The sequence below is a fragment of the Fibrobacter sp. UBA4297 genome (assembly GCF_002394865.1).
GTDB lineage: Bacteria > Fibrobacterota > Fibrobacteria > Fibrobacterales > Fibrobacteraceae > Fibrobacter.
On sequence record NZ_DGUZ01000023.1, the window covers coordinates 1 to 25,759 of the forward strand.

Annotated in this window: 20 protein-coding genes and 1 pseudogene; 1 reads left to right on the forward strand and 20 read right to left on the reverse strand. The window is 46.4% G+C overall.

The annotated features are described in order from the left end of the window. From B3A20_RS13845 to B3A20_RS13935, 19 genes and pseudogenes are all read right to left on the reverse strand, one after another. A pseudogene (locus tag B3A20_RS13845) lies at window positions 1-271 on the reverse strand (hypothetical protein); the annotation flags it as partial. Window position 272: 1 nt separating this feature from the next. Further along, on the reverse strand, window positions 273-1,145 hold the full coding sequence (locus B3A20_RS13850) for an ATP-grasp fold amidoligase family protein (protein WP_290765974.1): 873 nt from the start codon (window positions 1,143-1,145) through the stop codon (window positions 273-275). A gap of 21 nt (window positions 1,146-1,166) precedes the next feature. Beyond that, the gene (locus tag B3A20_RS13855) at window positions 1,167-2,591 is read right to left on the reverse strand and encodes a lipopolysaccharide biosynthesis protein (RefSeq protein WP_290765976.1); all 1,425 of its coding nucleotides are present in this window, start codon (window positions 2,589-2,591) and stop codon (window positions 1,167-1,169) included. A 23-nt stretch (window positions 2,592-2,614) separates the two neighbouring features. Beyond that, entirely contained in the window at window positions 2,615-3,430 is an 816-nt protein-coding gene (locus B3A20_RS13860; protein ID WP_290765979.1) for a glycosyltransferase family 2 protein, read from the reverse strand. Window position 3,431: 1 nt separating this feature from the next. Beyond that, window positions 3,432-4,526 (reverse strand): EpsG family protein, encoded by a 1,095-nt coding sequence (locus tag B3A20_RS13865; RefSeq protein ID WP_290765982.1) that lies wholly within the window; start codon window positions 4,524-4,526, stop codon window positions 3,432-3,434. Between the two features lie 4 nt (window positions 4,527-4,530). Continuing rightward, window positions 4,531-5,280 carry a DUF4422 domain-containing protein gene (locus B3A20_RS13870; protein WP_290765985.1) on the reverse strand — a complete coding sequence of 250 codons (750 nt, stop codon included), beginning with the start codon at window positions 5,278-5,280 and terminating at the stop codon, window positions 4,531-4,533. 20 nt (window positions 5,281-5,300) lie between these two features. Next, a complete protein-coding gene (locus tag B3A20_RS13875; protein ID WP_290765987.1) occupies window positions 5,301-6,275 on the reverse strand; it encodes an NAD-dependent epimerase/dehydratase family protein in 975 nt (324 codons plus the stop codon). A 3-nt stretch (window positions 6,276-6,278) separates the two neighbouring features. Continuing rightward, complete coding sequence (gene glf, locus B3A20_RS13880; RefSeq protein WP_290765989.1) at window positions 6,279-7,403, reverse strand: UDP-galactopyranose mutase; 1,125 nt, start codon at window positions 7,401-7,403, stop codon at window positions 6,279-6,281. A gap of 3 nt (window positions 7,404-7,406) precedes the next feature. Then, the gene (locus B3A20_RS13885) at window positions 7,407-8,777 is read right to left on the reverse strand and encodes a nucleotide sugar dehydrogenase (protein WP_290765991.1); all 1,371 of its coding nucleotides are present in this window, start codon (window positions 8,775-8,777) and stop codon (window positions 7,407-7,409) included. 92 nt (window positions 8,778-8,869) lie between these two features. Beyond that, the gene (locus B3A20_RS13890; RefSeq protein ID WP_290765993.1) at window positions 8,870-11,671 is read right to left on the reverse strand and encodes a CotH kinase family protein; all 2,802 of its coding nucleotides are present in this window, start codon (window positions 11,669-11,671) and stop codon (window positions 8,870-8,872) included. A gap of 80 nt (window positions 11,672-11,751) precedes the next feature. Further along, window positions 11,752-12,618, reverse strand: coding sequence for an EamA family transporter (locus tag B3A20_RS13895; RefSeq protein WP_290765995.1), 867 nt, complete (start codon window positions 12,616-12,618; stop codon window positions 11,752-11,754). Window positions 12,619-12,621: 3 nt separating this feature from the next. Continuing rightward, window positions 12,622-14,901: a lytic transglycosylase domain-containing protein gene (locus B3A20_RS13900; protein WP_290765997.1), complete on the reverse strand. Its 2,280-nt coding sequence runs from the start codon at window positions 14,899-14,901 to the stop codon at window positions 12,622-12,624. A gap of 17 nt (window positions 14,902-14,918) precedes the next feature. Further along, on the reverse strand, window positions 14,919-16,757 hold the full coding sequence (ptsP, locus tag B3A20_RS13905; protein WP_290766000.1) for a phosphoenolpyruvate--protein phosphotransferase: 1,839 nt from the start codon (window positions 16,755-16,757) through the stop codon (window positions 14,919-14,921). After that, window positions 16,729-17,001, reverse strand: a complete 273-nt coding sequence (locus B3A20_RS13910) for an HPr family phosphocarrier protein (protein WP_290766003.1) — start codon at window positions 16,999-17,001, stop codon at window positions 16,729-16,731. The genes ptsP and B3A20_RS13910 overlap by 29 nt, the downstream gene beginning before the upstream one ends. A 7-nt stretch (window positions 17,002-17,008) precedes the next feature. Further along, window positions 17,009-17,929, reverse strand: a complete 921-nt coding sequence (locus tag B3A20_RS13915) for an MlaD family protein (RefSeq protein WP_290766005.1) — start codon at window positions 17,927-17,929, stop codon at window positions 17,009-17,011. A gap of 162 nt (window positions 17,930-18,091) precedes the next feature. Further along, on the reverse strand, window positions 18,092-18,748 hold the full coding sequence (locus B3A20_RS13920; RefSeq protein ID WP_290766007.1) for a TrmH family RNA methyltransferase: 657 nt from the start codon (window positions 18,746-18,748) through the stop codon (window positions 18,092-18,094). A gap of 3 nt (window positions 18,749-18,751) precedes the next feature. After that, on the reverse strand, window positions 18,752-19,831 hold the full coding sequence (locus tag B3A20_RS13925; protein ID WP_290766010.1) for a hypothetical protein: 1,080 nt from the start codon (window positions 19,829-19,831) through the stop codon (window positions 18,752-18,754). 20 nt (window positions 19,832-19,851) lie between these two features. After that, window positions 19,852-21,303, reverse strand: a complete 1,452-nt coding sequence (locus B3A20_RS13930) for a M16 family metallopeptidase (RefSeq protein WP_290766012.1) — start codon at window positions 21,301-21,303, stop codon at window positions 19,852-19,854. A gap of 524 nt (window positions 21,304-21,827) precedes the next feature. Beyond that, window positions 21,828-22,856, reverse strand: a complete 1,029-nt coding sequence (locus B3A20_RS13935; RefSeq protein WP_290766014.1) for a vWA domain-containing protein — start codon at window positions 22,854-22,856, stop codon at window positions 21,828-21,830. Between the two features lie 291 nt (window positions 22,857-23,147). On the opposite strand from B3A20_RS13935, the gene B3A20_RS13940 reads away from it, so the two are divergent. Next, window positions 23,148-24,272: a GGDEF domain-containing protein gene (locus B3A20_RS13940; protein WP_290766017.1), complete on the forward strand. Its 1,125-nt coding sequence runs from the start codon at window positions 23,148-23,150 to the stop codon at window positions 24,270-24,272. Between the two features lie 95 nt (window positions 24,273-24,367). Here B3A20_RS13940 and B3A20_RS13945 read toward each other — a convergent pair whose 3' ends face one another. Then, window positions 24,368-25,471 (reverse strand): vWA domain-containing protein, encoded by a 1,104-nt coding sequence (locus B3A20_RS13945; protein WP_290766020.1) that lies wholly within the window; start codon window positions 25,469-25,471, stop codon window positions 24,368-24,370. Between the last annotated feature and the right edge of the window lie 288 nt (window positions 25,472-25,759).

The following is a 25,759-nucleotide window of genomic DNA, read 5'->3' on the forward strand; positions in this document are numbered from 1 at the left end:
AAACCGAAGAAAAAACAATATCAGGCTTTTCTCTCCATATTACCTTAAACATCCTGAACATTTTCAGTACAGGACGGACTTTCCCGATATTGACCCGTTTAGTTTCCTTTGGAAGAAAATCCTCAATCGAATTAGCAACATCGCTATAGGGAACAACAACAAACTTGATATCGAATATATTTGAATCTAAAATTTTAGATATCAGAACTGCAATACGTTCCGCACCGCCAACGCTGTCTTGTACAAAAAAAAGGACTTTTTTCTTTTTCATTTTATACCGAAATTTTTATTAATCTGCCCCACTCAAGTTCCCAATTTTGGGGAACGGCATTCATATATCCCGCATAATCATAAAAAGTCATTTCGCCAAAATAAATTCGACCATTAACATCAAAGAAATCCACACGCACATGCGGGATACCATCCGCAAGAACCATAGACAATCTTTTCATTTCATCAAATTTAGATGGCAAAAGTGGTGGCGTTCCACTAGCATTCGGAATACCAACATCGCTTAGATCAATATGCATCCCTTCCATATCAAAATAATCAAAAGTTAGTCCCGTTTCTTTATGTCTATTTGCCGCTATGAGTAAAAAATGAGGCTTTCCACCGAAAGTATAGAATTTATAGTCTCTTAGCTCACCATTTCGTTGATCTTCCAAATATTCCTCCGCAATAACACGAGGAGGGACATTTTTATACGGCCATTCTCTATTTGCCCAATAATAATTTTTCCTCAAAGAATCAGATATTTTTCTACGAGCGGCATCCATATCTAATTGACTTTTATCTTTTACAACAATAACTCCTCCGCTATCATGAGTACACTTGAGGACAAATCGGTTTGGCAATTTGCTAAAATCGATATCATCAAATTTTTCCCAGACACCAAAAGTCGGAACAACATACTGCGGTCCAATTTTATTAGCGACCCACTTTTTTACAGCATACTTATCAACAAGTGTTGTATACAAAGGATTTCGATCATGGAGCTTAAGCCACTGTAATTTTTCATCAAAAGTTTGAGGATCCTTTAAATTCAAAGAATATCCCAACTTCTTCTTAAACTGCATTTTAAGATAAAGCACATCGGGTATGCATTTTTTTACTACATCTTTTAGAGCTTCTAGACATTTAAGCATTCAGCAACCTCAATCAAAAAATTACAATTTTGCTAGTTTTTTCAGGAAAAATACAGCTTCCATTTTAAACAATACAGCAATAATAAAATAAAATAGAACGCCAACAACCACACCGACTACCAATTGAGTTATAAAATTCACATTTAAAAATGTCACGCTATATACTAAAACAGCCATGACAACAGACAAAATCCACGACGGCATTATTAGTTTGACCTGTCCCCACATAGATAGATCAATAAAATTCTTTGTATAAACCATATTTAAAAATGTTGCAACGACACCATATGTAGCCCGGCCCAAGCATATTCCAACTAGACCGAAAGGAAGAGATACGACCAATATCAATACAGCAATAGTCTTTTTTATTATTTCCAATTTTAAAACTAAATCAGACCGACCTTTCACATAAAGTAAATTAAGATTGATGTTACATACAGGATCAAGCATCAGACCAAAGCATAAAATCTGCAACAACAACGATGACGGCAACCATTTATCGCCCAATAAAAGAACAATTACTGGTTTGGCAAGCGCAGCAAGCCCCATCATTAAGGGAAAGACAACAAAGCAAGACAGTTGTAAATACTTGACATATATAGTCTTCAATCTATCGTCATCCTGCAATTGCGATAAAATCGGATAGGTGACCCTAGAAAGAATTCCCGCTATATTCTGCGAAGGAAAATTTCCCAACTGATCAGCACGAGTGTAATACCCTAAATTGCTAGCCGAAAATTTTTTCCCAATCACAATATTATATAAGTTTGAATATATTGAAGAGATTATACTAGCAATCAACAACTTAGAACCAAACCCAAACAACGATCGAAAAGATTCTTTACTAAAGACTATACTTGGAAACCACTTCAGCAGTAATGTCATAAACAACAAGTTTAATACAGAATTGCAAATTGACTGATAAACCAGGCTCCATACTCCAAAACCGTTGTAAGCCAGCACAATACCAAATATTCCAGAAATAATTGCAGCAGACAAAGATGCCTTGGACTGAGTTTTAAAATCAATATTTTTAGTAAGCTTAACCTTATGGACTGCAAACAACGCACTGATAATCAAAGTTATAGATACCCAACGCATCACAGGCAGTAATTCAGGCATACTATAAAATTTGGCAACCACCGGTGCAATCGCAAATAAAACCAGATAGGCAAATACGCTAATAGAGAAATTAACAATAAATGCAGTACCATAATCTTTTGCAGAAGATTCTTTCTGGCGAATCAAAGCATTTGAAAAGCCACAATCCACAAACGTTTGCGACACACCTAAAAAAATAGACAACATTCCAATCATGCCAAAATCTGAGGGCGTTAACAATCGAGCTAGAATAACACCTATCAAAAATTGAGCACCCTGTAAAGAGAACTTTTCCACAGCGCTCCAAATAATCCCGTGAATTGATTTTGACGTTATTGAGGACATTGTGCCAATCTACACCTATTCATTCAACAATTTCTAAAAAATGATTTTATCCATTTTTTCAGAAAGCCTTTTCTATGGAACCAATAAAATTCTTTCAATAGCGGTTCCATCTTTTTCTTATTGCAAGGCAAGGTTGATTCATTCAAAATTTTTTCTTGCAATCTGCAATAGTTTAAACTTCTATAAGGGTCGTTTTTATTTGACGTACTCTGCGAATTTTCTATATACTCATACACAATTTGATCTATAACTCTTATTAATTCCGTTTTCTGGAACAATCGATAATTCATGATAAAATCTTCACCATGCGTTATAGAACGGGGAATATCAAAAATAAGGCTATCAAACAGCTCCCTTTTTATTAATTTTGCCACTGGTCCTGAATGAATGCGATCATGAAACATTGCTTCAATAGCATCGAACGAGCTTAAACAATCGTTAAACCTTGGGTAATTCCATTCATAAGTTCCATTGTAATGAATCTGTCCCACAACAATGTCAGCGCTTTCAGAATTCATATACAAACATCTTATAGAATCTACAGGTAGCACATCATCCGAATCTACAAAGCAAACCCATTTTCCAGTTGCATTTTCAACACCAACACTCCTAGCTTTTGTAACGCCCGAATTTTTTTGGCTAATCAAAACAATTCTTGAATCACATTCTTTTTTTGCTTCGCATTTTTTTAAAGATAAATCACTAGATCCATCATCAACCAATATCAGTTCCAGATTTTTATATGACTGATTGAGAATACTATCAACACATTTATCAATATACTTTTCCGCATTATATACAGGAACAACTACAGAAATTAGGTCGCCATTTTCGCTCATATCAATTTATCCCTAAAATTTCTGACGTATACGGGTAGGTTTCATTCCATCCCATATATATGTAATGATAATACCAAAAAAATACAAGATAACATGATAATCCAGCAAAAACAAGTTCCCGTCTATCGGTCAATCGTAAAACAATTGCATACATTGGAAGCACCATCCAATTAAACAAGACAATTAACCGTCCTATATAATCTCCACCAAACATCAAAATCTGTGATAATGGAATAGATGCGATTGTAGCAAATACAAAGAAATTAAGCGTCAACGACATTCCGCGGAACTTTTTATAATTCAACAAAATAAAAAATCCTTGGAACAACGCAAAAACCATTTCCGTATTTGAAAAACCTGTTACATCAGATGCCGCAAAATAGTAGTTATAGCGGGATGCCTCCATATTCAATATCGGGGCAAAAGTATCGATTAACGTACTTCCAAATGCAAAAATTCCCAATATTGCAAAAGACATGAAGACATACAATTTATTTGAATGTTTTTTCAAAAGGACCAATATAACAGCCAGAACCAACAAGACAATTATCGCTGAGTTGTGAAAAGACATGGCTAAAAGGAAAGAAACCACCGCAGGAATTTTTTTATTTTTTATTATAAAAGCAATGCAAAGAAGAGAGACAGAAACCGACAACGATTGTCGAAGAGCGTTCAGCGACGGTTGGAAGAACAAAAACAAATAAGCGGCATATGCAAAGCCCGCATACTTTCGGATATTCAGCACCTTAAATGCAGCAAGCACACATGAGCCCTGAATAAAGGACAAAACAAAATAAAAGAAATTTACACTAGGATAAATTTTTCCGACCAGAACGTTTAAATAAATGTAGCCGGGTTCAATCCATCCAGTCCATATTTCATCCAAATGGAAAAGATCCTGACTATTCAACACATCATAAAAAAGATCGTCGCCATAAACATGTCGATCCGTCCCAATTGTATCATCTCGAACGCCTGCTAAAAAAGCAGGCAAAAACAAAGCCGCAAAAATTAAAAAAAATGCGGCACGTTCATTTTTTTTAAAACCGAGCTCACACAATAGGGCAGCAATGACATAGGTTACAAAATAAATCATTGACTCACCTAGTCAATTTTCGCATCAGGAAATTGAAGCCCTTCACAATCCAATTCTGCTTTTCCATAAACATACAAGGAATTTCCTTATACTTCACAGAATTCTTTTCAAGCCAGATATCCAACAAGCGTTCACTGACAAAACCAAAGACGCGGGAATCGTTTTGGCTATACTGCGAAATGTCCAGCCTTTTCTCAAGTTCAAACAAGATGTCGAAAAGCCATTCGCAATAGCGGTTCAACACATCCCTTTTCATGATGAACATGTTAAAGCGGTGACCAATCGTCCGCTTCATGTAATCGTCGTATACAGGGATATACTCCGGATACTTTTCCGTAAGGATTTCCCTAGTCGTATCTAGGTCGATTGCATGGTGGGCGTGAGCGTATTGAGAATAGTTGGTCTCAATAAAATAATCACGAGGTTTCGGTAAAACGACATCGCAATCATTAAAAAGGGGCAACAGCTCGCTTTCGCACAGAATCGAGCTCCACTTGTCCTTTTTCGGATGGATTGAAAAATGCCTGCGATAATGGGCGATGCCAAGATAATCAGCATCCATATTTTTCCAGGCCCAGTACAGCCCAGACAATTCACAATAGTTCTTGTTTTTTAAACTGATGTTGTCGCCAGTATTGTCCCCGATATAGCCAAGAGACGGCTTTCCTTCTGCGCCAACATGAACAGGCACATACATAGGATCCGTCGGCATTCTATACGTTTTGTGAGTCGCGACAATAACTTTTACGTTCATACAAATTTCTCTATCAGGCTTTATTCCAAGCACTTCTGGTTGCAATCGTTCCACCAATCTGCAAAAGCCTCTTCCAAGGTAAATTTCAGCGGATAGTTCTGCGCAAGTTTCTTTGCATCAATGTTTGTAGAAACCATGAGTTTCTTTACGCGGGCAGGGCAAATGCCAAGCCCCAGACCACCAAGCATACCGCACACTGTAGCGGCCGCCATCATGGGCTTTTTCGGGATATAAGGAATAAACCGTTTCATTCCGACAGCCTTGAGCATCGTATTTGCAATTTGCTCAATCGTGAACGACGGATAATAGCAGCAGTTGTAAAGCTGGACTTTTTCAGTCTGCGGTTCATTCAAAGACTTTTCGGCCATTTCGAGCATGATACGCACAAGGTCTTTCACATAAATGCACGCCTTGATAGTATCCTTGCGGCCGGCGTATGCAAACTTATGACTTTTTAAACCTTTGTACAGGCGCGTCATATTTCCGTTTTCACCAGTACCGAACACGATTCCTGGACGCACTATGGAGAGCCTGCGGTTTACATTTTCCGCAGCCCATTCGCGATGGATTTTTTCGGCTACCAACTTAGAAATACCATAAGGGGTATTCGGCGTGGGTAACGTTTCTTCTGTTTTCAGTTCTTCTGCAGCGCCATACGGGGCAATGCTACTGGTAAACACGATATTTTCGATTCCATGCTTTCGAGCAAAGTTGCAGACGTTTTCTGCACCGCGAATATTTGTTTCAAAGTAAGCATGGTCCGGATGCCCCGGAGTGCGGTGAATTGCAGCAAAATTAAATACAAGCGTATTCTTACCGAATTCTCCCTGCATTTCAATCGGTTCACGAACATCGACCTTTTGAGAGAGTTCGGTGCCATCAGCAAGCAAGTCCGCAACATACACTTTCGCATTCGGATACTTTTCCCGAAGTAGCCGTTGCATATGAGACCCAATGAATCCACATCCGCCAAATATCACAAAGGATTCAAACATAATTTACCAAACTTCCTTTTTTGCACATGAAAGTGCTTCCATAATAACATGATGCATATCAAAATACTTGTACATTCCAAGGCGGCCACCAAAAATCACATTCGTTTCCGATTCAGCCAACGCCTTGTACCTTGCAAAAAGAGCATTATTCCGATCGTCATTCATAGGGTAATAGGGTTCGTCGCCATGTTTCCATGCAGCCGGATATTCCCTCGTCACCACAGTATGATTCGTCGCTACCCCGCCCTGGCATCCAAACTCGAAATGCTTATGTTCAATAATGCGGGTATACGGAATTTCAGCTTCCGTATAATTCACAACGGCATTTCCCTGATAGTTTTCCTGCGGCAAGTCTTCCGTTTCAAAACGCAACGTACGGTATTCCAGTTCACCATACCTATACCCGTAGAACTCGTCTATCATACCCGTGAAAACGATTTTCTTTGCAGAGGCAACAAGCGATTCACGGTCCTTAAAGAAATCAACGCCAAGGCGCACTTCTGCACCTTCAAGCATTTTCTCGACAATCTGCGTATAGCCGCCAACAGGGATTCCCTGATACTTGTCGTTAAAATAGTTGTTGTCGTAAACAAAACGGACCGGCAACCGCTTGATGATAAACGCCGGGAGTTCTTTACACTTACGGCCCCACTGCTTTTCGGTGTAGCCCTTGATGAGCTTTTCATAAATATCGCGACCGACAAGAGACAGCGCCTGTTCTTCCAGATTGGCAGGTTCACGGCCATTCAACGCAGCAAGAGCCTCAGCACGTTGCTCATCGATTTTAGCCTTCGCCTCGGCAGGAGTCTTGATGTTCCACATCCTGCTAAAAGTATTCATGTTAAAGGGCAAATTATACAGTTCATCCTTATAACATGCGATGGGGCTATTCGTATAGCGATTAAACTCAGCAAACTGCTGAACGTAATCCCAAACTTCCTTGTTGCTGGTATGGAAAATATGGGCGCCATACTTATGTACGTTGATGCCCTCTACATTTTCTGTATAGACATTGCCCGCGACATGGTTACGCTTGTCTATCACGAGGACTTTCTTTCCTCGCTTGATAGCTTCATGTGCAAAGACTGCTCCAAAAAGACCAGCCCCGACAACAAGGTAATCAAACATTCCTTACTCCGCTTTGCCCTTACCGATGCTAGTCACTTCAAAGCCGATCTTCCTGAGGGCGTCCGCATCCAAGATGTTGCGGCCATCAAATACAAAGGCTGGTTTCGCCATCGAACTGTAAATGCGTTTCCAGTCGAGCTCGGCAAAGCACTTCCATTCCGTGCAAACCACAACGGCGTGAGCGCCTTCGGCAGCCTTGTACGGGTCCTCTTCGAACGAGACCTGTTCAATCACGTCCTTGAGGTCGCGCTTAGCATCCGGGATAGCCTTCGGGTCGGTCACGACAGGCAGTGCATGTTCGGCAAGCAAGTCGCGCACCACAAGGTTCGCCGGGCTTTCACGGGTGTCACCGGTATTGGCCTTGAACGCAAAACCGAACACGGCAATCTTCTTGCCCGCAATCGTGTTGAACATGGTTTCGAGCATGCGGTCTACCACGCGGTGCGTCTGCCACTCGTTAATCTTCACGACGCTTTCCCAATAAGCGGCGACTTCCGGCAGTCCATAATAACCGCAAAGGTACACGAGATTCAGAATGTCCTTCTTGAAGCAGCTACCACCGAAGCCGATGGATGCCTTGAGGAACTTGGAACCAATGCGGCGGTCCTTGCCCATCACGTAAGCGACTTCGTCGACATCGGCGCCGGTACGTTCGCAGAGAGCGCTAATGGAGTTGATAGAACTAATGCGCTGTGCGAGGAAGGCGTTCGCCGTAAGCTTCGTGAGTTCGGAGCTCCAGAGGTTCGTCGTAAGGATGCGGTCACGCGGCACCCAGTGGGCATACACGTCCACAAGCTTCTGGCAGGCAGCAAGGCCCGATTCCGTCTGATGGGAGCCAATGAGCACACGGTCGGGCTCAAACAAGTCGTTGATGGCTGTACCTTCGGCGAGAAATTCCGGATTCGAGAGCACTTCAAAGTGGAGGCCCTTGTCGTTGCTGTTCAAAATACGTTCCATGGCCGCAGCAGTGCGGACCGGGAGCGTCGACTTTTCGACGATGATCTTGCCTTCGTCGGCAATTTCCAAAATGTTGCGGGCGGTCTTTTCCCAATACTGCAAGTCAGAAGCCTTGCCGGCGCCATGGCCAAACGTTTTTGTCGGGGTGTTCACCGAAACAAAGATGATATCCGCTTCCTTGATGGCTGCAGGAATATCCGTGCTAAAGAACAAGTTACGGCCACGGGCACGCTTTACAACATCATCCAGGCCGGGTTCAAAAATCGGGAGATTTTCGCTATTCCAGGCATCAATACGAGACTGGTTAATATCAACAACGGTGACCTTGACATCGGGGCACTTGTCGGCAATTACAGTCATGGTGGGGCCACCGACATAGCCAGCACCAATGCAAACAATTTTAGTTTCAAAACTCATGATACTACAAGATAGAAATTACAGCGCCACACGATGTTAAAGCCTTTCAAAAAGCAAGTCTTTTCCCAAGGCAATCCTTACCGCATTCCACGCTACCTAAATTGCGCCGTGACCGAGCTCACGGATTCCGGTTTTATGATACGCATCGGTTCCAATTCACCATCGCTCCAACCTACAAAAACACTTCCAGGAAGTGGCTCTGCATAGAGCATCACTGGGAACCCGGTAAAGAAATTCACTCCCGCTTTAGGCGTATCGACAGGCAAATCATGGACCCTGATTCGGCCCGGGCCTTCAGCAATTAGAGTCACTTGCGCTAAGCGGTCCATTTCAAAGAATTCCTGAAGTTCGCGAGTCAGCACCTGCGCACGGTTTTGAACAAACTCCTTTATCACATCCAGCTGGACACCCATTTTAAAATCATTCAGTTTCCAGCGTTTTTGATCCCGAGGAATTTCATGTTCAATTTCCACCATCATTTCGTCAATACGCGCAAGGACTCTTGATTTTTCGAAATTTGTCTGCAACAGCACCATCAAACGATTGATAAACGCCGCCTTGAATCCAGGATTTTCAAGCAAGCGACGCAAGAGCAGCGTATGTTCAGGGCCATTCGGCCAAGAATCGCCATCTTCTGCAGTCGCATATTCAAAAATGTTATTTGAATACATATTGCTGCCGTTATCAAATCCAAAATCCATATCATAAAGGAACCATTTCCATTTTGTCTGCGGATTTGTACCACGCCACTTTTTGAGATTGTTTGCCGGCCAGTCTCGATTATCAGCAAACATTTCCGTATGCACGTAGTTCATGTAATTATCCACATCGATTAGCGATGCGACATACGCAAAGTTTTCATCGCTGTCAAGGTGATTCAATTTTAGCCATTCCATGAGTGCGGTGTAGTCCACGGACGATCCGGCCGAAACTTCATTCCCCGCCTTCAGCAAATCGACTTCATCTGAACTTATTCCGTAATGCGTTTCGAAATAATACTCGTTGGAACGTTCGCGAATGTCATGGATTCCGTAATATTCTCCGTTATAATAGACAACCGCAAATCGACCACGCTGGTAATCTACACCAAGCCCTTCGCTAATGGAACTTGCAAGTCTATCGCGAATATAGTCCTTTCCAAAATTATTGCCGTTATTGCGAAGGACAAATCCCTTAAAGGACTTTAGCTCCGGGAATTCAGGAAATAACGCATACTTCAAGCGGTTATCGCCATACTTCTCGCGGAAGGTAATCGCAACCGATTTTTTCTTGTTTGAACGGCTGTAATTTCCAAATATTTCAAGACCAGCAGCTTCGGCAAATGCAGGCGATTGAGCCCCAGATTCCATCATTTCCACAAACACCGGAATTTCCTTATCCTGCCAATAATTCGCACCGTAATAAGGGACCTTGTTATTTGCGAAGTTGCCTTTCATATAAATTCCAGAATCCGGATCAAAAAGCGAATTCGGGTCTGCGGTCACAAAAACCGCAGGCACCGCCGGAACCGCATCAAAAACATAGGTACGTACAAGTTCTTCTCCTCTGAGTGCATTTGTTGAAAAAGAGGCGCAGCGAATCGTTTTCGTTGTATCAATGAGCAAAGATGTCGTCAGCGGGCCATCAGCACTAGGAGCAAGCCCGCCAACAGAGCAATGCACAGTCGCCTCGGGCGGGAACGACACTTTAAAGGCTTCCGCATAAAATCCTGACGGCGGAAGATCCACCAAAGAATCAATCGAGGGCGAACGCACAGGAACCACAGTTTCCGGAGAATAGCCAAACGGCGAAGGCGCCGCATAGCCAAAACCGACAGATTCGCCGTCAGCCATCACTCCAAGGGACCACGATTTTTCAGGAGGCAATTTTGGATAAGCGACAGAATCCAGAATTTCGCTTTCAGCATTGACGAGATAAAGGCTACCGCCCTTCTTATCCAGCTTAAAGCCTGCATGCGGTTCATGGCCACGGTTTCTCGCAATGTACGAAAACGCCTTCATCACGACTTCATTTTTTTCATGGTCTTCCGGGCTAAAGCGGGTACCGTAAATATGCACCAAATCCGGGAATGTTACTTTCTGCGGCAAAAGCAGACGATAAACCGTTGAGGAATCCCCCGTTCCAGTCAAGACAAATTCATAACCTTTCCAGTCATCTACATCCGGTTGCGCAAGGCGCATTGAAACTTTACGATCCTTCGTAATGTAGGCGTTCAGCAAAATTTCATTTGTACTAGAAATATCCATGTCGTCCGACTTGCCCGAAGATTTTGTCCCGACAAATGCAGAAATCGAAGACCAGCCAAGGTCCTCATTTTCCATTAGGCGCATTTTAGCACCGAACATGGACTTGCCATTTTCCTTAAAACAAAACTTTTTCTTTCCTTCAAGCGGGTCTGCGTAGCTTTCGCCCGGCACATCCTCATTTTGCGAATCTGTCCAAACCCAACAGCCAGGACCAATCATGTTCATCGTGTCACTTGGAGCAACAAGATCCGGCAAATTCTTTCCGGACATGAACACAAGCATAAAATCATTCGGTGCCAATTGAACATCCCCGAATTTCCACTTGCGCGGTTCATCGAGATTATCCGTCAAGTAGATTCCAGACAAGTTCTGCGGTTCCGAAGTCCGATTGAAAAATTCAATCCACCCCGCATCACCCCCTTCGTGGTCCTTATAAATCAAGTTGACCGTATTGACTTCGGAAAAAATCACAGAAGAGTTCCCGACATACGGAAGTTTTGGTTTCGGCGGAAGTTCTATGGGTACATTTTCCGGAGGAGCTGTAATGACATCAGAATCAGAACAGGACGCCACCAGAAGCGCCGTGAAAGCAACTACAAAACGAAATACCATCCACACCATAAGCGTGAATATATATTCTTTAAACATCAATGAACCCGCGCTATCGCTATAAAAGTTTTAAATAAGAACAGGCAATTTTTGACAGTTGAACTTTAGTCCATCGGGTTCTAACGAGCTTCCGATTCGGAATCTACTGGAACAGCCTTCTTTCTACGCGGTCTACGGACAATAAAAAGGCATGCGCCAATCAGCACGAGCGTGACAGAAATCACCTTGCCCATCGGGAACGCCTCGTAAAAAACGAGAGCCCCCGCAAGCGTCGGGACTGCAGCGCCGACTGCAGCGCTGAACGGAATAATGAACAGTGCGCGCCCACGCGAGAACGACACCTGCGAATACAGGAACGCAATGCTGTAAGTCGCCACATAGCCAAGCGTTCTAAAATCCATGAGCAAGTTTACCACCGACGAGAACTCGATATGGTCCAAGTCAAAATCCATCGCGAGACTCTTGTAGAATGCCGCCGAAAGCCCAAAGCCAACCCCCATAATGAGCGAGTCCACCATTTCGCGGTCTTTGACCCAGAGGTGCGCAATGAGCGTTGCAAAGCTAAGTCCGCCCGCATACAGCCAAAGCGTTCCAACGTTCTGCACCGCAGTCGATTCCCCAAGATTCTCGACGGAATACAAAAGTCCCGCCACGACAAAACAAATCGCAACAACAATGCGCTTGGTCAAGACTTCCTTGAGGATGCAGAACCCCATCAGCGCCGTCAGCACCGGATTCAAGACCATCATCGGCTGCACCTGGCTCAAATCGTACTGCGCCATGGCAATGTAATAGCCAAGCGTTGCAAGTCCTGAACACGCAATGCCAAGCCACCAAAACTTATTCGTGATAACGCCCTTGAAAAATTCCCAAGGCCTAGAAGTACCGCCCGTTCGTTTGCCAACAGTGGACACCCCGGACTTTTCCAGGATGTTTCCACAAGCAAACAAAAACGCAGGACCGATTGTCAAGAGCAGGAAAAGCATCCGCTAAATCCCGTCATAGATTTCTTTGTAGATCCAGTAATTTCCCATGACGCGCTTGACGTAATCGCGGGTTTCCCAGTAGCTGATTTCCTCGACGCGCAAATCCCACGGGAGGCCTTCGCTCTCGTTTTGCCAGCGTTTCGTCGGCTTCGGGCCCGCATTGTAATTGCAAAGCACGTACATGTAATCGTTCTTGTACTCGTCCTTAAGATCCACCAAATAGCGGATACCCAAGCGGATGTTCATGTAGGCGTTGTACAAGCGTTTCGGATTGAAGCCCGAAATTTCTTCCTTGTCCGCAAGCATCTTGCCCGTCGCAGGCATAATCTGCAAAAGGCCGCAGGCGCCCGCAGGCGATGTAATCTGGAAATCGAAAATGGATTCCTGGCGCATCACGCTATACACAAAGAACGGATCGATGCTCGTGCCCGAATAGTAAACCACAGGGTCTGCATACGGAACCGGGAAAAGATAATGCAAAACATCAATCGGCGGCGTCATGAACAAGCGCCTATCCATCTTCGCCTGGAACTGGCGAGCAAGCCTGTAACCGGCAGCCGTTTCGCCCATCTCGTAGAACAGTTTTCCGTATTCATACAAGAAATCCATGCGCTTGAAGTTTTTCTTCTTGACCTCGTCATAGAGCCTGAAAGCTTCTTCTTCAAAGCCAAACAAGAAAAGCTTCTTGATGCGTTCGTAACGTTCCTTACTGTACGAGGCATCAGGCTTCCCGAGCTTATTGACAGAGCGAATCCAATCCAACGTCGCCGCATGCGACATCGGCACGCCATGAGCATACGGGATTTTGCTTTCGGGTAACAGACGATTTTCCAAAAGCTTTGTGCGGCTGCGGTGCGCATAGTACGAGAGCGGGAAATCCTTGATGCAATCAAGATACGCTTCGCGCGCCAGGGAGTCTTCGCCCATCTTCATGTACGTATCGCCGAGGAACATTCTCGATGCACTGCCGCTCCAGAGGAAGGGATCCTTTGTCGCATCGCGGAAGTATGCCGCAGCCTCGACCCACATGCCACGCTTGAAGTAGCAATACCCAATGCGGAATCTCGCCCACTGACGTTTGAGATTGCTCTTGAATCGCTTGTGGATAAGTTTCTTGTAGCAGTCGATAGCCTTGTCATACATCAGCTTCTGTTCAAACTCAAAGCCGCGCAACCAAAGGTTATTGGCGTTTTCAGTGCTGAACTGGCTCACATCCTGCAAAAGCGAGTCGTAAGTGTGGATTTCTTCGTCAAAGAGCCCAGCCGCTTCCTTGCGGTACAACTTCAAAATTGCCTGAATCCAGGACGGACGCGCTTCCACATTTTCAATCAAGTTACGATACTGTTCAATCGCATCTTCGTTCCTGTTCAGCGAACGGAGCGCCGCCGCACGCTTTTCCCACAGCATAATGCGCGTATTCAAGTCAAGAGTGCTCTTTTTCAGGCGAGCATAAGCCGGATCGTCAAGCACCACCACCGATGCGGGATTTTTCTGCGCCTGTTGCGCATCCAGGATTTGGATAGAATCGAGCAATTCAAGGCAGCTCTTCATCTCGTCCTTCGTACATGCCATCTTTGCATAGGCGACTTTTTCGGCAAGCGATTCCGGCGCCCCAAGAACTTCCCTCAGGCGACGCACAGCCGCATAAGCAGAATCCTTATACGAAGTACGGCTCGTGAGGAGCTTCATGTACATGCGCTTTGCCTGCTTGAGCTGGTAGGAATCTTCCAAATAGCGGGCATAGCTGAACTTCAGCGGGTCCACGTCGTCGCCATCCGGATTTCCGTTGAGGTATGCCATCAGCGAATCCGCACGGGCAACATCATTCAGAGAAATATCAGCCATCGAGGCTTCAATCCGTAAGCGGTCAGCAGCCTCCCGCCAAGCCCTATCGTTTTCAAGGCTCTTTTCAAGGCGCAGCGTCTCGCGCATCTTGGCGTATCGTTCCTGCTTAAAGTTCGCCTTCGCCATGCGCAGTACAATGGGGCCAAGCAAATCCGGTTCACGTTTGCGCAAGGAATTGTAGGCCGCATAGGCGCTATCCCATTGGCCACTGTAATAGTAGTAGGCGGCCCGGGCATAATCGCGATGGTTCTGCGAAATCGAAATATCGTTCATTGTTTTTTTTGCGCGGGCAGCCCGGATAACGGCATCCTGGAACTGGTCCGGAGCAATCATTTCCTGTTCCGCAAAAGGCGACTTGTACGTTGAATATACGGAACCGTCCACCTGAGCATACAAGGCGGCCGTGCACGCAAACAATAACGAATAAAATAATTTCATCTACAAACCAGCAAATTTTATTTTTCGACTTGACCCACAAAACTAGATATACCAAGTTCCATGATCGTTTGAGCATACTTTTTATGCAAAAATTCGTTCACACTCTCGGCATCTTCCATCTGCAAGACCGCAAGCGCCGTTTCACGGACATCTTCAAAGTTGATGGACCGGATAATCTTCTTCGTGGTCATCACGCTCCACGGCGTCATTGAAAGTTCATCGACACCAAGTCCCACCAGCAAAAGAACGCTCAGCGGATCCGTGCACATTTCACCGCAAACCGCAACCGGGATTCCTTCACGATGAGCAGCAACCACAGTCTGGTAAATCATGCTGAGGACGGCCGGATGGTGAGGCTGGAACATATCGGTGATAAGTTCATTCGTACGGTCAACGGCAAGCGTAAACTGAATCAAGTCGTTTGTACCCAGACTAAAGAAATCCACTTCTTTAGCAAGTTTGTCCACAATCATCACTGCCGCAGGGACTTCGATCATCGAGCCCACCTTGACAACAGGAAGCTTATGGCCTTCATCTTCAAGCTGCTTGCGGGCTTTCGCAATGCACGCCTTTGCACGCCTGAGTTCGGTCATGCTAGAAATCATCGGCAACAGGATACGCAAGTTGCCCTTGGTATTTGCAAGCAACAGCGCACGCAACTGCGTAATGAAAATATCTTCACGATCAAGGCACACGCGGATAGAGCGCCAACCCATAAACGGGTTCGATTCGTTCACCGCAGAAACGCCCGAAACAAGCTTGTCACCGCCAGCATCCAGCGTACGAATCACGACCGGGTACGGGTTCATCTTTTCGAGAATGTGCCTATAGGCGCTTTCCTGTTCCTTTTCGGTCGGCGTGTCCTTCTTGAAGAACAAGAACTCTGAACGGTAAAGCCCAATACCCGTTGCGCCAAAGTCCGCTACTTTGTCCGCTTCTGTCGGAATTTCGATGTTCGCATGCAACACAATGTACTTGCCGTCGCGCGTCATCGGTTCGAGCTGGCGCATCGTGAAAAGTTCACGGCGCTGGCGTTCAAACGTCTCCTGGCGCTCATGGAACCTGCGAATATCCTCTTCATTCGGGTTGATGATAACCTTACCATCAGCACCGTCAACGATAATCGTATCGCCACTCTTCACGAGGGCAGCGACATTCCTAAGGCCCGACACCGCCGGAATCTGCAACGCTCTGGACAAAATAGCGACATGGCTTGTACGGCCACCCGTATCCATCACGATAGCGTTCACTTGTCCAGGCTTAAGCGTCATGAGGAAGCTTGGAACAAACTCATGGGCCACGAGAACAACGCCATCTTCGTGAGACACGTCCTCCAATACCGGTCCGGAGTCATCCATCGCAGACATCAGGCGGTTATACAAGTCCCTAAGGTCTGCCGCCTTGTCGCGCATGGCAGGAGAATCAATCTTTTCAAACTTGTCGATGTAGGCGCTAAATACAATATGTACCGCCCACTTCGCATTCTTGTGCTTTTTCTTAATCTTGTCGAGGACTCCATTCACGAGTCCCGGATCCTGCAAGATCATCAGGTGGGTTGCAAAAATCAGGCTGTCCTTGACGCCGGCCCTGGATTCCGAAATTTCCTTAATCTGGGCAATTTCCTTGGAGGTCTTGCTAATCGCCTTCAAGAACATTTGCTCTTCTGCGGCAAGACGACTTTCAGGCAGCGTCTCATCGACCACAGAAAACTCACGGTTTGCAACCGGGAAAACCGTCCCCATGGCAAAGCCCGGAGACGACGGCACGCCGACAAGCTCTATCCTCGATGCGTTCTGGGAAGCTTCATCGGCTGCTTTTGCTACAAAATCAGCAGGGTTCTTCGTTGAAGTGGTCATCAAAAAGCTTTTCCAACTGCTGAGCGACTTGTTCTTCATCCTCACCGTCGATTTCGAACTTGACTTCGGAACCCGCAGGGATTGCAAGCATCATCACGTTAAGGATGCTCTTCGCATTGGCCTTTGAACCATCGAACACGATGGACACATCACTCTTGGCCTGACCCGTGATATCAACAATCATTCCGGCCGGACGGGCGTGAATACCCAGTTTGTTGGAAACAGTAAGTAACTTTGTAATCATCAATTCCTCAGAAAAAATCCACATTAATGTCAAGACCATCCTGCAAGATAATCTTGAACAAGCTGTCCGCGGAGCGCACTGTCTTGACCAGGTCGTCATGGAGCTGTCTATCGTTCAACAAGATACCGACGGTATTGTCCTTCGAATCCATCTTGCCTTCAACCTTTGCAATCAGCCCATCCAAATGCTTTGTCACGCCTTCCAGTTCAGAAATCAGCTGGTTCGCGTTCCCCATAACCTTGTCCGTTCCTGCAAAGAGGCCGTTGATAGGCTCCTTTACACCATCGACGAGTTCGTTCACCTTGACCGTCACCTTGTTGAGGTTTGCAAGACTCTTCTTGAGCTGCGGATCGGTCGTCGTGACAAGCGACATCAGGCGATCTTCAAGATTTTCGGCCTTCACAAGGAGCGTCTTGAAACGGTCCTGGAATTCCGGGTTCGCAATCGTTCCATTCAAAGCCGTCTTTACCGCTTCCAAGAGCACCTTTGTAGAGTCGCAAACTTCACCCGCAAGGCCAAGCGCTTCTGCAATGCCCGCATCGAACTGGCCCGTAATGGTATCGCCCGGAACAAAGTACTCTTCGGAATCGCCAAGAATCATGCCAATCTGGCGTTCGCCCATGATGCCGATGTTCTGCACCCGGATTTCGGAATCCTTCGGGATTTTCACATTGGACTTGAGCCTAATCGTCACCACAACGCGGTGACCAGAAAGTTCGATAGACTCCACACGGCCAAGCTTCACGCCATTGATTTTGACCGGGTCATCCAAAACTAGCGTACTCACCTGCGTAAAGCGCAAGTGGTACACGTCAAAAGTTTCACGCAGATCCTTCTCGTTCAAAAAGAACATGCCAAATATCAAAATGAAAATGGCTAAAAGAACGACAAGTCCGACTGAGAAATATAAAGCGGTATTCTTTTTCATTCTAAAACTAATCTAGCATATTTTGCGATTGGCATTGGAGGCTTGTTCAAAAATAAGGGAAGAATCTAGTCGGCAGAACTTAGTCGGCAGAACTTAGAAATGCTTAAAGAGAAGAGAGATGTTCTAAGTTCTAAGTTCTAAGTTCTAAGTCCTAAGTCCTAATCACCCTTCCACCCTCACGATGGGGCTGTTCGTCTCGATGCCGTTCACATGGCGGTCCAGCCAGTCGAGCAAGAGGGCGTCGCGTTCCGCCTGCGGGAGCGCAAACTTTTCACGTCCCTCTTTCTGCATGAACACGTCAAGGTAGGTCATCAGCACGCCACCAGCTACAGAGACGTTCATGGATTCCGTGATGCCGTACTGCGGGAGCTTGAATTCATAGTCCGCATGGGCAAGCGTGTCCGGATGGTTGCCATGGAATTCGCTACCCAGGTAAAAAGCCATCGGCTGGCTCAAATCGAGGTCGAACACAGAATTCGTCGTGTTCGTGCTAGCCACAGCAATCTTGTAGCCCTTCTCGCGGAGTTTTTCCATGCAGAGCATACGCTTCTTGTACAGATAAATGCTCATCCACTTGTAAGAACCTTTCAAGATGGACTTGTTCACGCTGTAGGCGTTGTCTTCTTCGATAACGTGGACATCCTGGAGACCAAAAACTTCGGCAGTGCGGATAACGGCGGAAATGTTGTGCGGGTCGAACAAGTCCTCAAGCACCATGCAAAAATGGCGCGTACGGCGATTCACGACAGAGGTCAAAAGTTCGCGACGGCGTTCCGTGACACGAGCAAGCAAAGTTTCCAAATCCTTAGGTTCACTCATTTTTTATTCCTTCATTATAAAAGTATTTGCCTTAAAATCAGGCGATTCAATAGTCTCTTTTTTCTCTTTCGGTTCAGCCGGCTTCGCCACCGGCTTTGGCTTAGAAAGTTCCATCTGGGAACGTTCAAGACGTTCGGCATCACCAAGTTTCCAGGGGCTTCCGGCAACCACCTTGTCAAATTCAGCGACATGACGCTTATTTTCCGGAGTCCGGAGAATTTCTTTCGAAAGCGGCTTTCTGTTACCGCCATAGTACATCGAAGCGGCCTTCTTGATATCGTTCACGACATCGTCGATTTTAGAATTCACGACGCTTTTAAAGACGCGCAACTGCATAATGGAATTCAACACGGAATTCGCCGGGAACACCACCGCCGTAAGCTTGTACTTGAGCTTTCGCGGAGCGACCAGGTCCATATCCAAAAATGCAACCGCAGTCCCCTTCAAGGACCATTTCAAAATCTGCGCATAGCCATAACCAAAGAACATGTTCCTAAGCATAGTCTTTGTGCCTGCGCTATCTTGCAAGGCCCAGTAAAAATCGCCCGAAAGCCCATGACCGTTACCGCCCGAAAAGTAGCGGCGGTTCATGCTGTTATACTCCAACGTGTATTCCGATTCCAAATAAGCGTTTATCAGGTCCGCCGTAAAGGGCATGTTATCGAACAAAAATGAAATCTCGTTGACTTCAAGCGGGAGCGTCCCTTCGCTTTCGTAAATAGCCCTGTACTGGCGACCGAGGCGCAAAAAGACATCCGTCACCATCGGAGCCCTAATATCAAGCGGAAAACCGCGTTTGACAATTTCCTTATAAGGAGCGCAGAATTCCTCGTCATACGAGACCTTAGGCCAAGGCTTCAGATCCACTTCAGTGCAGGCCTCGTACTTGATGTCCAGGCACTTGTTCATGCCCGCACAGAACGAACGAATATCGTCGTCCTTGTTTTTCATCTTCATCAAAAGTTGCCGACGGGAAACCTCCGATGTCGGGACGGTTTTCGCAGCAAAGCACAGAGAAGAGCCCAGCGCAAGCCAGACGCTAACACACACCAGTAATGTAAAACGCAATTTTCTTCCCTGCATATAAACCTCGCTCCTTAAGGTTATCTGAACTCTAGACTATCCAGCGGAATCACCGTGAACGGCTTCAGAGAATCGAACATGGCGACAGGACCGACAATCGAAATAGTCATTTTCTCCTTATCAAAATACTTAGCTATCATCGCCTGGACCTGCTCTGCCGTCACCGCATTGATTTCTGTCACATAATCTATATAATGATTGTCCGATTTGCCAAGAAGTTCCCCCTTCGCAAAGATAGACGCCGTTGAAGAAGGCGAATCAAAGAGGCTCGGCAAGCTTTCTATCAGGGATTTTTTCGCCTGAGAGAGTTCTTCGGGAGTCGGACCGTCCTTCGCAAGTTTTTCCACTTCCTCAAAGATGAGCTTCAAGGCAAAATCCACCGTTTCGACTTTCGTCTGTAAAGCAATCGTCGTCATCGCCGTATCGCGGTAGTCGTTCCCGACCGTGCTATAGACACTATAGGCAAGCCCCTCGTCACTGCGGACGCGGTTCATGAGCCTAGAGCTGAAACTTCCGCCGCCAAGGATAAAGCTTGCCACTGCCGTCGGATAGTAATCCGGATGCGGGCGCTTTACAAACGGCTGGTTCATAGTGATATTGGCCTGTGTAATATCCTTGTCAACAACATACACACCAGGCTTACGGACAAAGGCGAGCGGAGCGGGCTTCGACTTTTCCGCCTTTGGCGCAGCGATATTCCAATCTGCAAAGAACTTCTTGAGCGCAACCACCATAGAATCCTTGTCGACATCGCCCGCAAGCGCAAAGACAATACGCTTGGACGAGAACACGCCCTTTGCAAGGCGCTTCACGTCAGCAGCAGTCACCGCCTTGTACTCGGCGGCGTTTGCATCCCAGAGTCTCGGGTTCGGGGCGTAGTTTACCTTGGACTTGAGGGCAGCAAGCACTTTGGCAGGAGTCTCGTAACGGCGTTCATAAGATGTCACATAATTCGCCTTCACGATTTCAAGCTGGTTCTTGTCAAAAGACGGGTCCATGAGCACCTTCTTCGATAGTTCAAGCATCGAGGGGAAATCCTTTGAGAGGCAGTTGATATCAAAAGCCGAAAGGAACGTCCCCACGCTCGTAGAAATCGAAGCGCTGACAAACTCCAGGGAATCCTCAAGCACATGCGGCGAAATTCCGCCACCAGAACCACGACGGATCATGGAACCGACCATTTCAAAAGCGGCTTCGTCTTTGAGGACCTGCGGCAAATTCGTTTCTTCAAAGTAGACGGTAAAATCCACCAGCGGAAGCGACGAATCGCTCACAATGTAGCCGGTAATGCCATCGGCAATTTCAACGCGATAATCCTTCGGGTAAGGCGCCACATACTTGTATTCAGGGAACACAATCTTGCTATAGTGCGAAGGCAAGCCATCCTGCACAGAGATAGAACTAGAACTTTCTCCTGCGGCAGCGTACATATCCGGCACATGCTTGACATGCGACGACTTTTTCGGCAACATGGAGCACGAAGTCAAGGCCACCAAGGCAACACAAAAAGAAACTGAAAAAAAGCAATTCGTTTTCATCAGTTAGAAAATAGTAAACTAAATCGGAACATTCCAAAATAGAGCAACCATTTTAAGGATTATTGCTCCCCATTCCACAAATAGACATATATTAATACTTGAGCCTTCCTAGTGGCCACAACACGCGAGAAAGCCTACCTCCGGCTTCCGCACAGTTCTCCAGTCGAGACACAAGCCCCACCAGGAAGGCTTCTTCAATCCCTCCTATGAAAAAGACCCGACGCGAGCGCGCCGGGCCTTTTTTTATTCCATGTCATTCCCGCCAACCTGTCCTCGCGCCTGTCCTCGCTTGACGGGGACGAGCGGGCGGACAGCACTTGGAACTTTGTTCCATAGTGCGCATGGCCACCTTTGTCATCCCGGACCCCGTTCCGGGAGGGAATTTCCTTCTTGTAATAAAAATGCCCGCATGAATGCGGGCAAGACATATCTAATAGCTAATGACCATTGACCAAAGACTAACTGAATCTTCCGTTGAGCTGCTTGCGGCGACGTCCGCGTTCCGAAATTACCGCCTCGATCAAGAAGAGGAGCGCGGCAAGCCCGAGGAAAATTTGGTAGCGGTCCTGGTAATTTTCCATACGGTCGCTGCTCTGGTCCTTCTTTTCGAGCGTTGCAATCTCGGTCAAGACCTTTTGCAGCTGGAACTCGCCTGGACTTGCATAAAAGTAAAGCGCACCTGTCACACTCGCAATTTCCTGAAGAGTCCCTTCTTCAAGTCGGGTCGTCACGATATTGCCTTGCATGTCCTTCTTGTAGACACTGCCGCCATTCTTGTCCTTGAGCGGTATAGGCACGCCTTCGCGGGAACCAATGCCGATTGTATAAATCTTGATGCCGAGTTCAGCAGCTTCTTTTGCCGCATTCACAGCAGCAGCCTCGAGCTCTTCGCCATCGCTCATGAGAATCATCACGGAATGCTGGTTTGCGCCACCGGAGTTTTTGAACAAAGTCATGCCCTTACGGATAGCGTTTTCCAAGTTCGTACCCGGCATGAGCCATCCCGGATTCAGTTCACGGAGCACCATCTGCACCGTACCGTAATCAAGCGTCAGGGGAACCATCACCTGAGCTTCACCACTGAACGCAACAAGGCCAACGCGGTCGCCGGTCAGCGATTCCAGAAACGCCGAAATTTCGTGACGGCTGCGGACCAATCGGTTCGGTTTCACATCTTCGGCAAGCATCGAAAGCGAGATATCCTGCAACAGCACAAGGTCCTGGCCACGACGTTCCACATGCTCCATCTTGCGGCCCCACTGCGGGCGGGCTAGCGCCACAAACAAGAATGCAATGGCAAGGAGCAACAGCAGGACCTTCGTCAGGCGCCTCCACGGAGAAACGCTCGTCGAAAGTTTCGAAAGCATGGGGAGCGAAACAAAACGGGCAGCAAGCTTTTTACGGCGATGGTACGCATATACAAACAGAAGTGCAAATAGGGGCAGAGTAAAAAGGCCCCACAAAAAATTCGGTTCTGCAAATCTCATTATCTACTCCGATAAAACATCTTGCATCAGCAAGCACCAAGAATATACAAAAGTGTAAAGGAAAAAGTTAAATATCGGTCATTAGTCATTAGTTATTAGTCTTTAATCAGATGCCTACGGTGCAATTCTAAAAACGATCGACCATTGACCAACAACCATTGACTAAGTTCAAATTTCTTTTCACAAAGTCTTCTTACCAAAAACGTACAAATAGTTATATTTCCTACTAAGGTTCAGGTTTCGAGAATGTCTTACATCGGTTTAATAGAGATTAACATCATTTGTATAGCAGTGCTTATCATTACACTGTTACAGTTCAAGGAAAGTATTCTCAGACACCTCGAAGAGCGCATTCTCGGATTCACCATCATCGACACCATCATCTACATCGTGCTAAGCACGGTAACCAAGATGCTTTACTCGGTGCACATGCAGAGCGACCTTTATTCCAGCAACCAAAAGGTCTGCGTCATTTACGCCGTCATGTATGCGCTAAGCCTGAGTTCGTCGTTGCTTCTTGCACAGCTTTGGTTTTCTTTCATTTTCTTACGAATCCGCAAGAGTGTCTATACTTACAAGCACCTGTTCCCGCTGTTCTCGACGCCGAGCATTATCGGCATTTTTATCTGCATCGGCATTAGCATCTACGGGTTCACAAACGACTGCCATACGACTTCGCTACAGTTCAGAAGGCTCATGCCATTCCTCATCGGGCTGAACTTCATCTACATCTTCGCGACCTTGTTTCTCGGCGTCCAACATGCGATTGCACAAAAGAATTCCACGAACCGCAAGGAAGCGTTTTACCTATCCTTTATCGCCCTCGTGCCAAGCGGAAGCTGCATCCTACAGTATTTCATCCCGGATGTTCCACTCACCGACCCAATTTTTGCACTAACCCTTTTGCACGTCTACGTCACACTCCTGAAGAACAGAATCACATCGGACCCGCTCACGGGCGTGAACAACAAAATTCGCTTGATTGACTACCTGCAATACATCACACAGCACCAGGATTCTAGCAAGCGCCTGTTCATCCTCGTGATGGAAGTAGATTTTTTCAAGGAGATTGTCCGCAACTTCGGCTACGAAATGTCTGACCGCGTCATAGCCGACCTAGCCTCATTCTTCAAGCGCCAGTGCAGAGGGCAGAACGCATTCCTCGCAAGGACCGGCGAAAGGCAGTTTGCCATCATCATGGAACGCGACGAAGTTTCTGAAATCGAAGCTTTCTGCCAAAAGCTAGTGCGCGAGTGCGACCGCGACAGAATGCAAGCCGACATGAACATGTGGAAGATTTCGTTCAGCCTGCATTACGCTGAAATTTCGAACATTTCGACAAGCAATATTTCGCAGATATTCGACGAAGCCAAGAAGAACTGCTACAAGCCTGAAACTCCGGCACCGAAGGATTAGTCGGCAGAACTTAGTTGGCAGAACTTAGAAATGCTTAAAGAGAAGAGAGATGTTCTAAGTTCTAAGTTCTAAGTTCTAAGTTCTAAGTTCTAAAATCACGGAATTCTCACAAATCTTGTGTTCGCAAGGATAAGTTCGAGCAGAATGAGGAGCGCGCCAACCAAGAGCCACGGGTAGAACTTTTCGGCATAGCGGGCGTAAGCGATGGTCTCGATTTCTGTCTTTTCGAGTTCATCGATTTCAGAGTAAATCTTTTCGAGTTCGGCCTTGTTTTCGGCACGGTAGAAACGTCCGCCGGTCTTTGAAGCAATCGCCTTCAGCACGCCCTCGTCAATGCCTTCTTCGGGCGTAATATCACGCTCACCCCAGGAGATTTCACCCGTCCACGGGTTCTGCTGGAACGCTAGAATCTTGCCGTCCTTCTTGCCAACGCCAACAGTGTAAACTTTCACGCCCAGAGACTTCGCCACTTCGGCAGCGCGCACCGGCGGGACGACACTCGCATTGTCGCGGCCATCGGTCAAGAGAATCACCACGCGGGACTTGGCATCGGACATCTTGAGCCTTGCAAGGGCATTCATAAGTCCATCACCAATAGCGGTCCTGTTATTCACAAGCGTATCGCGGGCAAGGTCGTCGCTTGCCTTCAAGATTTCGAGCAAGGAGCCGTAATCCATCGTAAGCGGGCACTGCGTAAACGAACGTGCACCAAAAGCAGAAAGCCCGATGCGGTCGCTGTGGCGCTTTTGAATGAATTCGGCAATCACGTCCTGAGCGTAACCGAGACGGCTGTATTTCCAGTATTCGCCACGCTTCAAGATGCGTTCGGCGTTCATCACACCAAGTTTAGCCTGTTCGGTACGGGTAAGCATGTCGAGCGTGCCCATCGAGCCCGAAACGTCGAGCGCAAGCATGATATCGACGCCATCGGTCGAAGTGTATTCGACTTCCATCGCATTCTGCGGACGTGCAAGCGCCACCACAAAACAGACAAGGGCAGCCAAACGGAGCGCCGGGACAATATGCCTAAACTTTACACGACGGCTCGGCACAGCCTTCTTTGCAATGGCAAGCGCCGGGAACTTGATTGTACTCTTGCGGCGCTGCTGGCGGTAAACATAAAGCGCAATCAACAGCGGAACAAACAACAACAGCCAAAAGGCTTCGGGATTTTGAAAATGAAGGGCTCCAATATCCATTTCAGCTCCAAAATAACGAAAAAAGGTAAATTACACGCAAGAATATACAATTTAGTGGCTGAAGAAACATGCTTTTCACATTCAGAAAAACGAAATTTTCCCAAAAGCCCTGTTTTTACGTGAATTTTTAATCAATTTCAATTTTTTTCACGTATTTTCACAATGTTGTATGTAACACATTCTCTATTACTCCAACGATTACGTTCTTTTAAAAATCTTTTTAGCCCCAAACAGGTATTTTGTACCCCCAAAAACAGGAAAAAAACTCCCGAACAGACTTTTTTTAAG

Coding starts and splice junctions, on each gene's coding strand:
- B3A20_RS13945 (WP_290766020.1), bottom strand. CDS start 25,471: ATGGATATTGGAGCCCTTCATTTTCAAAATCCCGAAGCCTTTTGGCTG.
- B3A20_RS13870 (WP_290765985.1), bottom strand. CDS start 5,280: ATGAACGTAAAAGTTATTGTCGCGACTCACAAAACGTATAGAATGCCG.
- B3A20_RS13935 (WP_290766014.1), bottom strand. CDS start 22,856: ATGAGATTTGCAGAACCGAATTTTTTGTGGGGCCTTTTTACTCTGCCC.
- B3A20_RS13910 (WP_290766003.1), bottom strand. CDS start 17,001: ATGATTACAAAGTTACTTACTGTTTCCAACAAACTGGGTATTCACGCC.
- B3A20_RS13875 (WP_290765987.1), bottom strand. CDS start 6,275: ATGTTTGAATCCTTTGTGATATTTGGCGGATGTGGATTCATTGGGTCT.
- B3A20_RS13930 (WP_290766012.1), bottom strand. CDS start 21,303: ATGTTGCCGAAAAAGTCGTCGCATGTCAAGCATGTGCCGGATATGTAC.
- B3A20_RS13885 (WP_290765991.1), bottom strand. CDS start 8,777: ATGAGTTTTGAAACTAAAATTGTTTGCATTGGTGCTGGCTATGTCGGT.
- B3A20_RS13850 (WP_290765974.1), bottom strand. CDS start 1,145: ATGCTTAAATGTCTAGAAGCTCTAAAAGATGTAGTAAAAAAATGCATA.
- B3A20_RS13895 (WP_290765995.1), bottom strand. CDS start 12,618: ATGCTTTTCCTGCTCTTGACAATCGGTCCTGCGTTTTTGTTTGCTTGT.
- B3A20_RS13900 (WP_290765997.1), bottom strand. CDS start 14,901: ATGAAATTATTTTATTCGTTATTGTTTGCGTGCACGGCCGCCTTGTAT.
- B3A20_RS13890 (WP_290765993.1), bottom strand. CDS start 11,671: ATGTTTAAAGAATATATATTCACGCTTATGGTGTGGATGGTATTTCGT.
- B3A20_RS13860 (WP_290765979.1), bottom strand. CDS start 3,430: ATGAGCGAAAATGGCGACCTAATTTCTGTAGTTGTTCCTGTATATAAT.
- B3A20_RS13915 (WP_290766005.1), bottom strand. CDS start 17,929: ATGAAAAAGAATACCGCTTTATATTTCTCAGTCGGACTTGTCGTTCTT.
- B3A20_RS13925 (WP_290766010.1), bottom strand. CDS start 19,831: ATGCAGGGAAGAAAATTGCGTTTTACATTACTGGTGTGTGTTAGCGTC.
- B3A20_RS13865 (WP_290765982.1), bottom strand. CDS start 4,526: ATGATTTATTTTGTAACCTATGTCATTGCTGCCCTATTGTGTGAGCTC.
- B3A20_RS13855 (WP_290765976.1), bottom strand. CDS start 2,591: ATGTCCTCAATAACGTCAAAATCAATTCACGGGATTATTTGGAGCGCT.
- ptsP (WP_290766000.1), bottom strand. CDS start 16,757: ATGACCACTTCAACGAAGAACCCTGCTGATTTTGTAGCAAAAGCAGCC.
- glf (WP_290765989.1), bottom strand. CDS start 7,403: ATGTTTGATTACCTTGTTGTCGGGGCTGGTCTTTTTGGAGCAGTCTTT.
- B3A20_RS13920 (WP_290766007.1), bottom strand. CDS start 18,748: ATGAGTGAACCTAAGGATTTGGAAACTTTGCTTGCTCGTGTCACGGAA.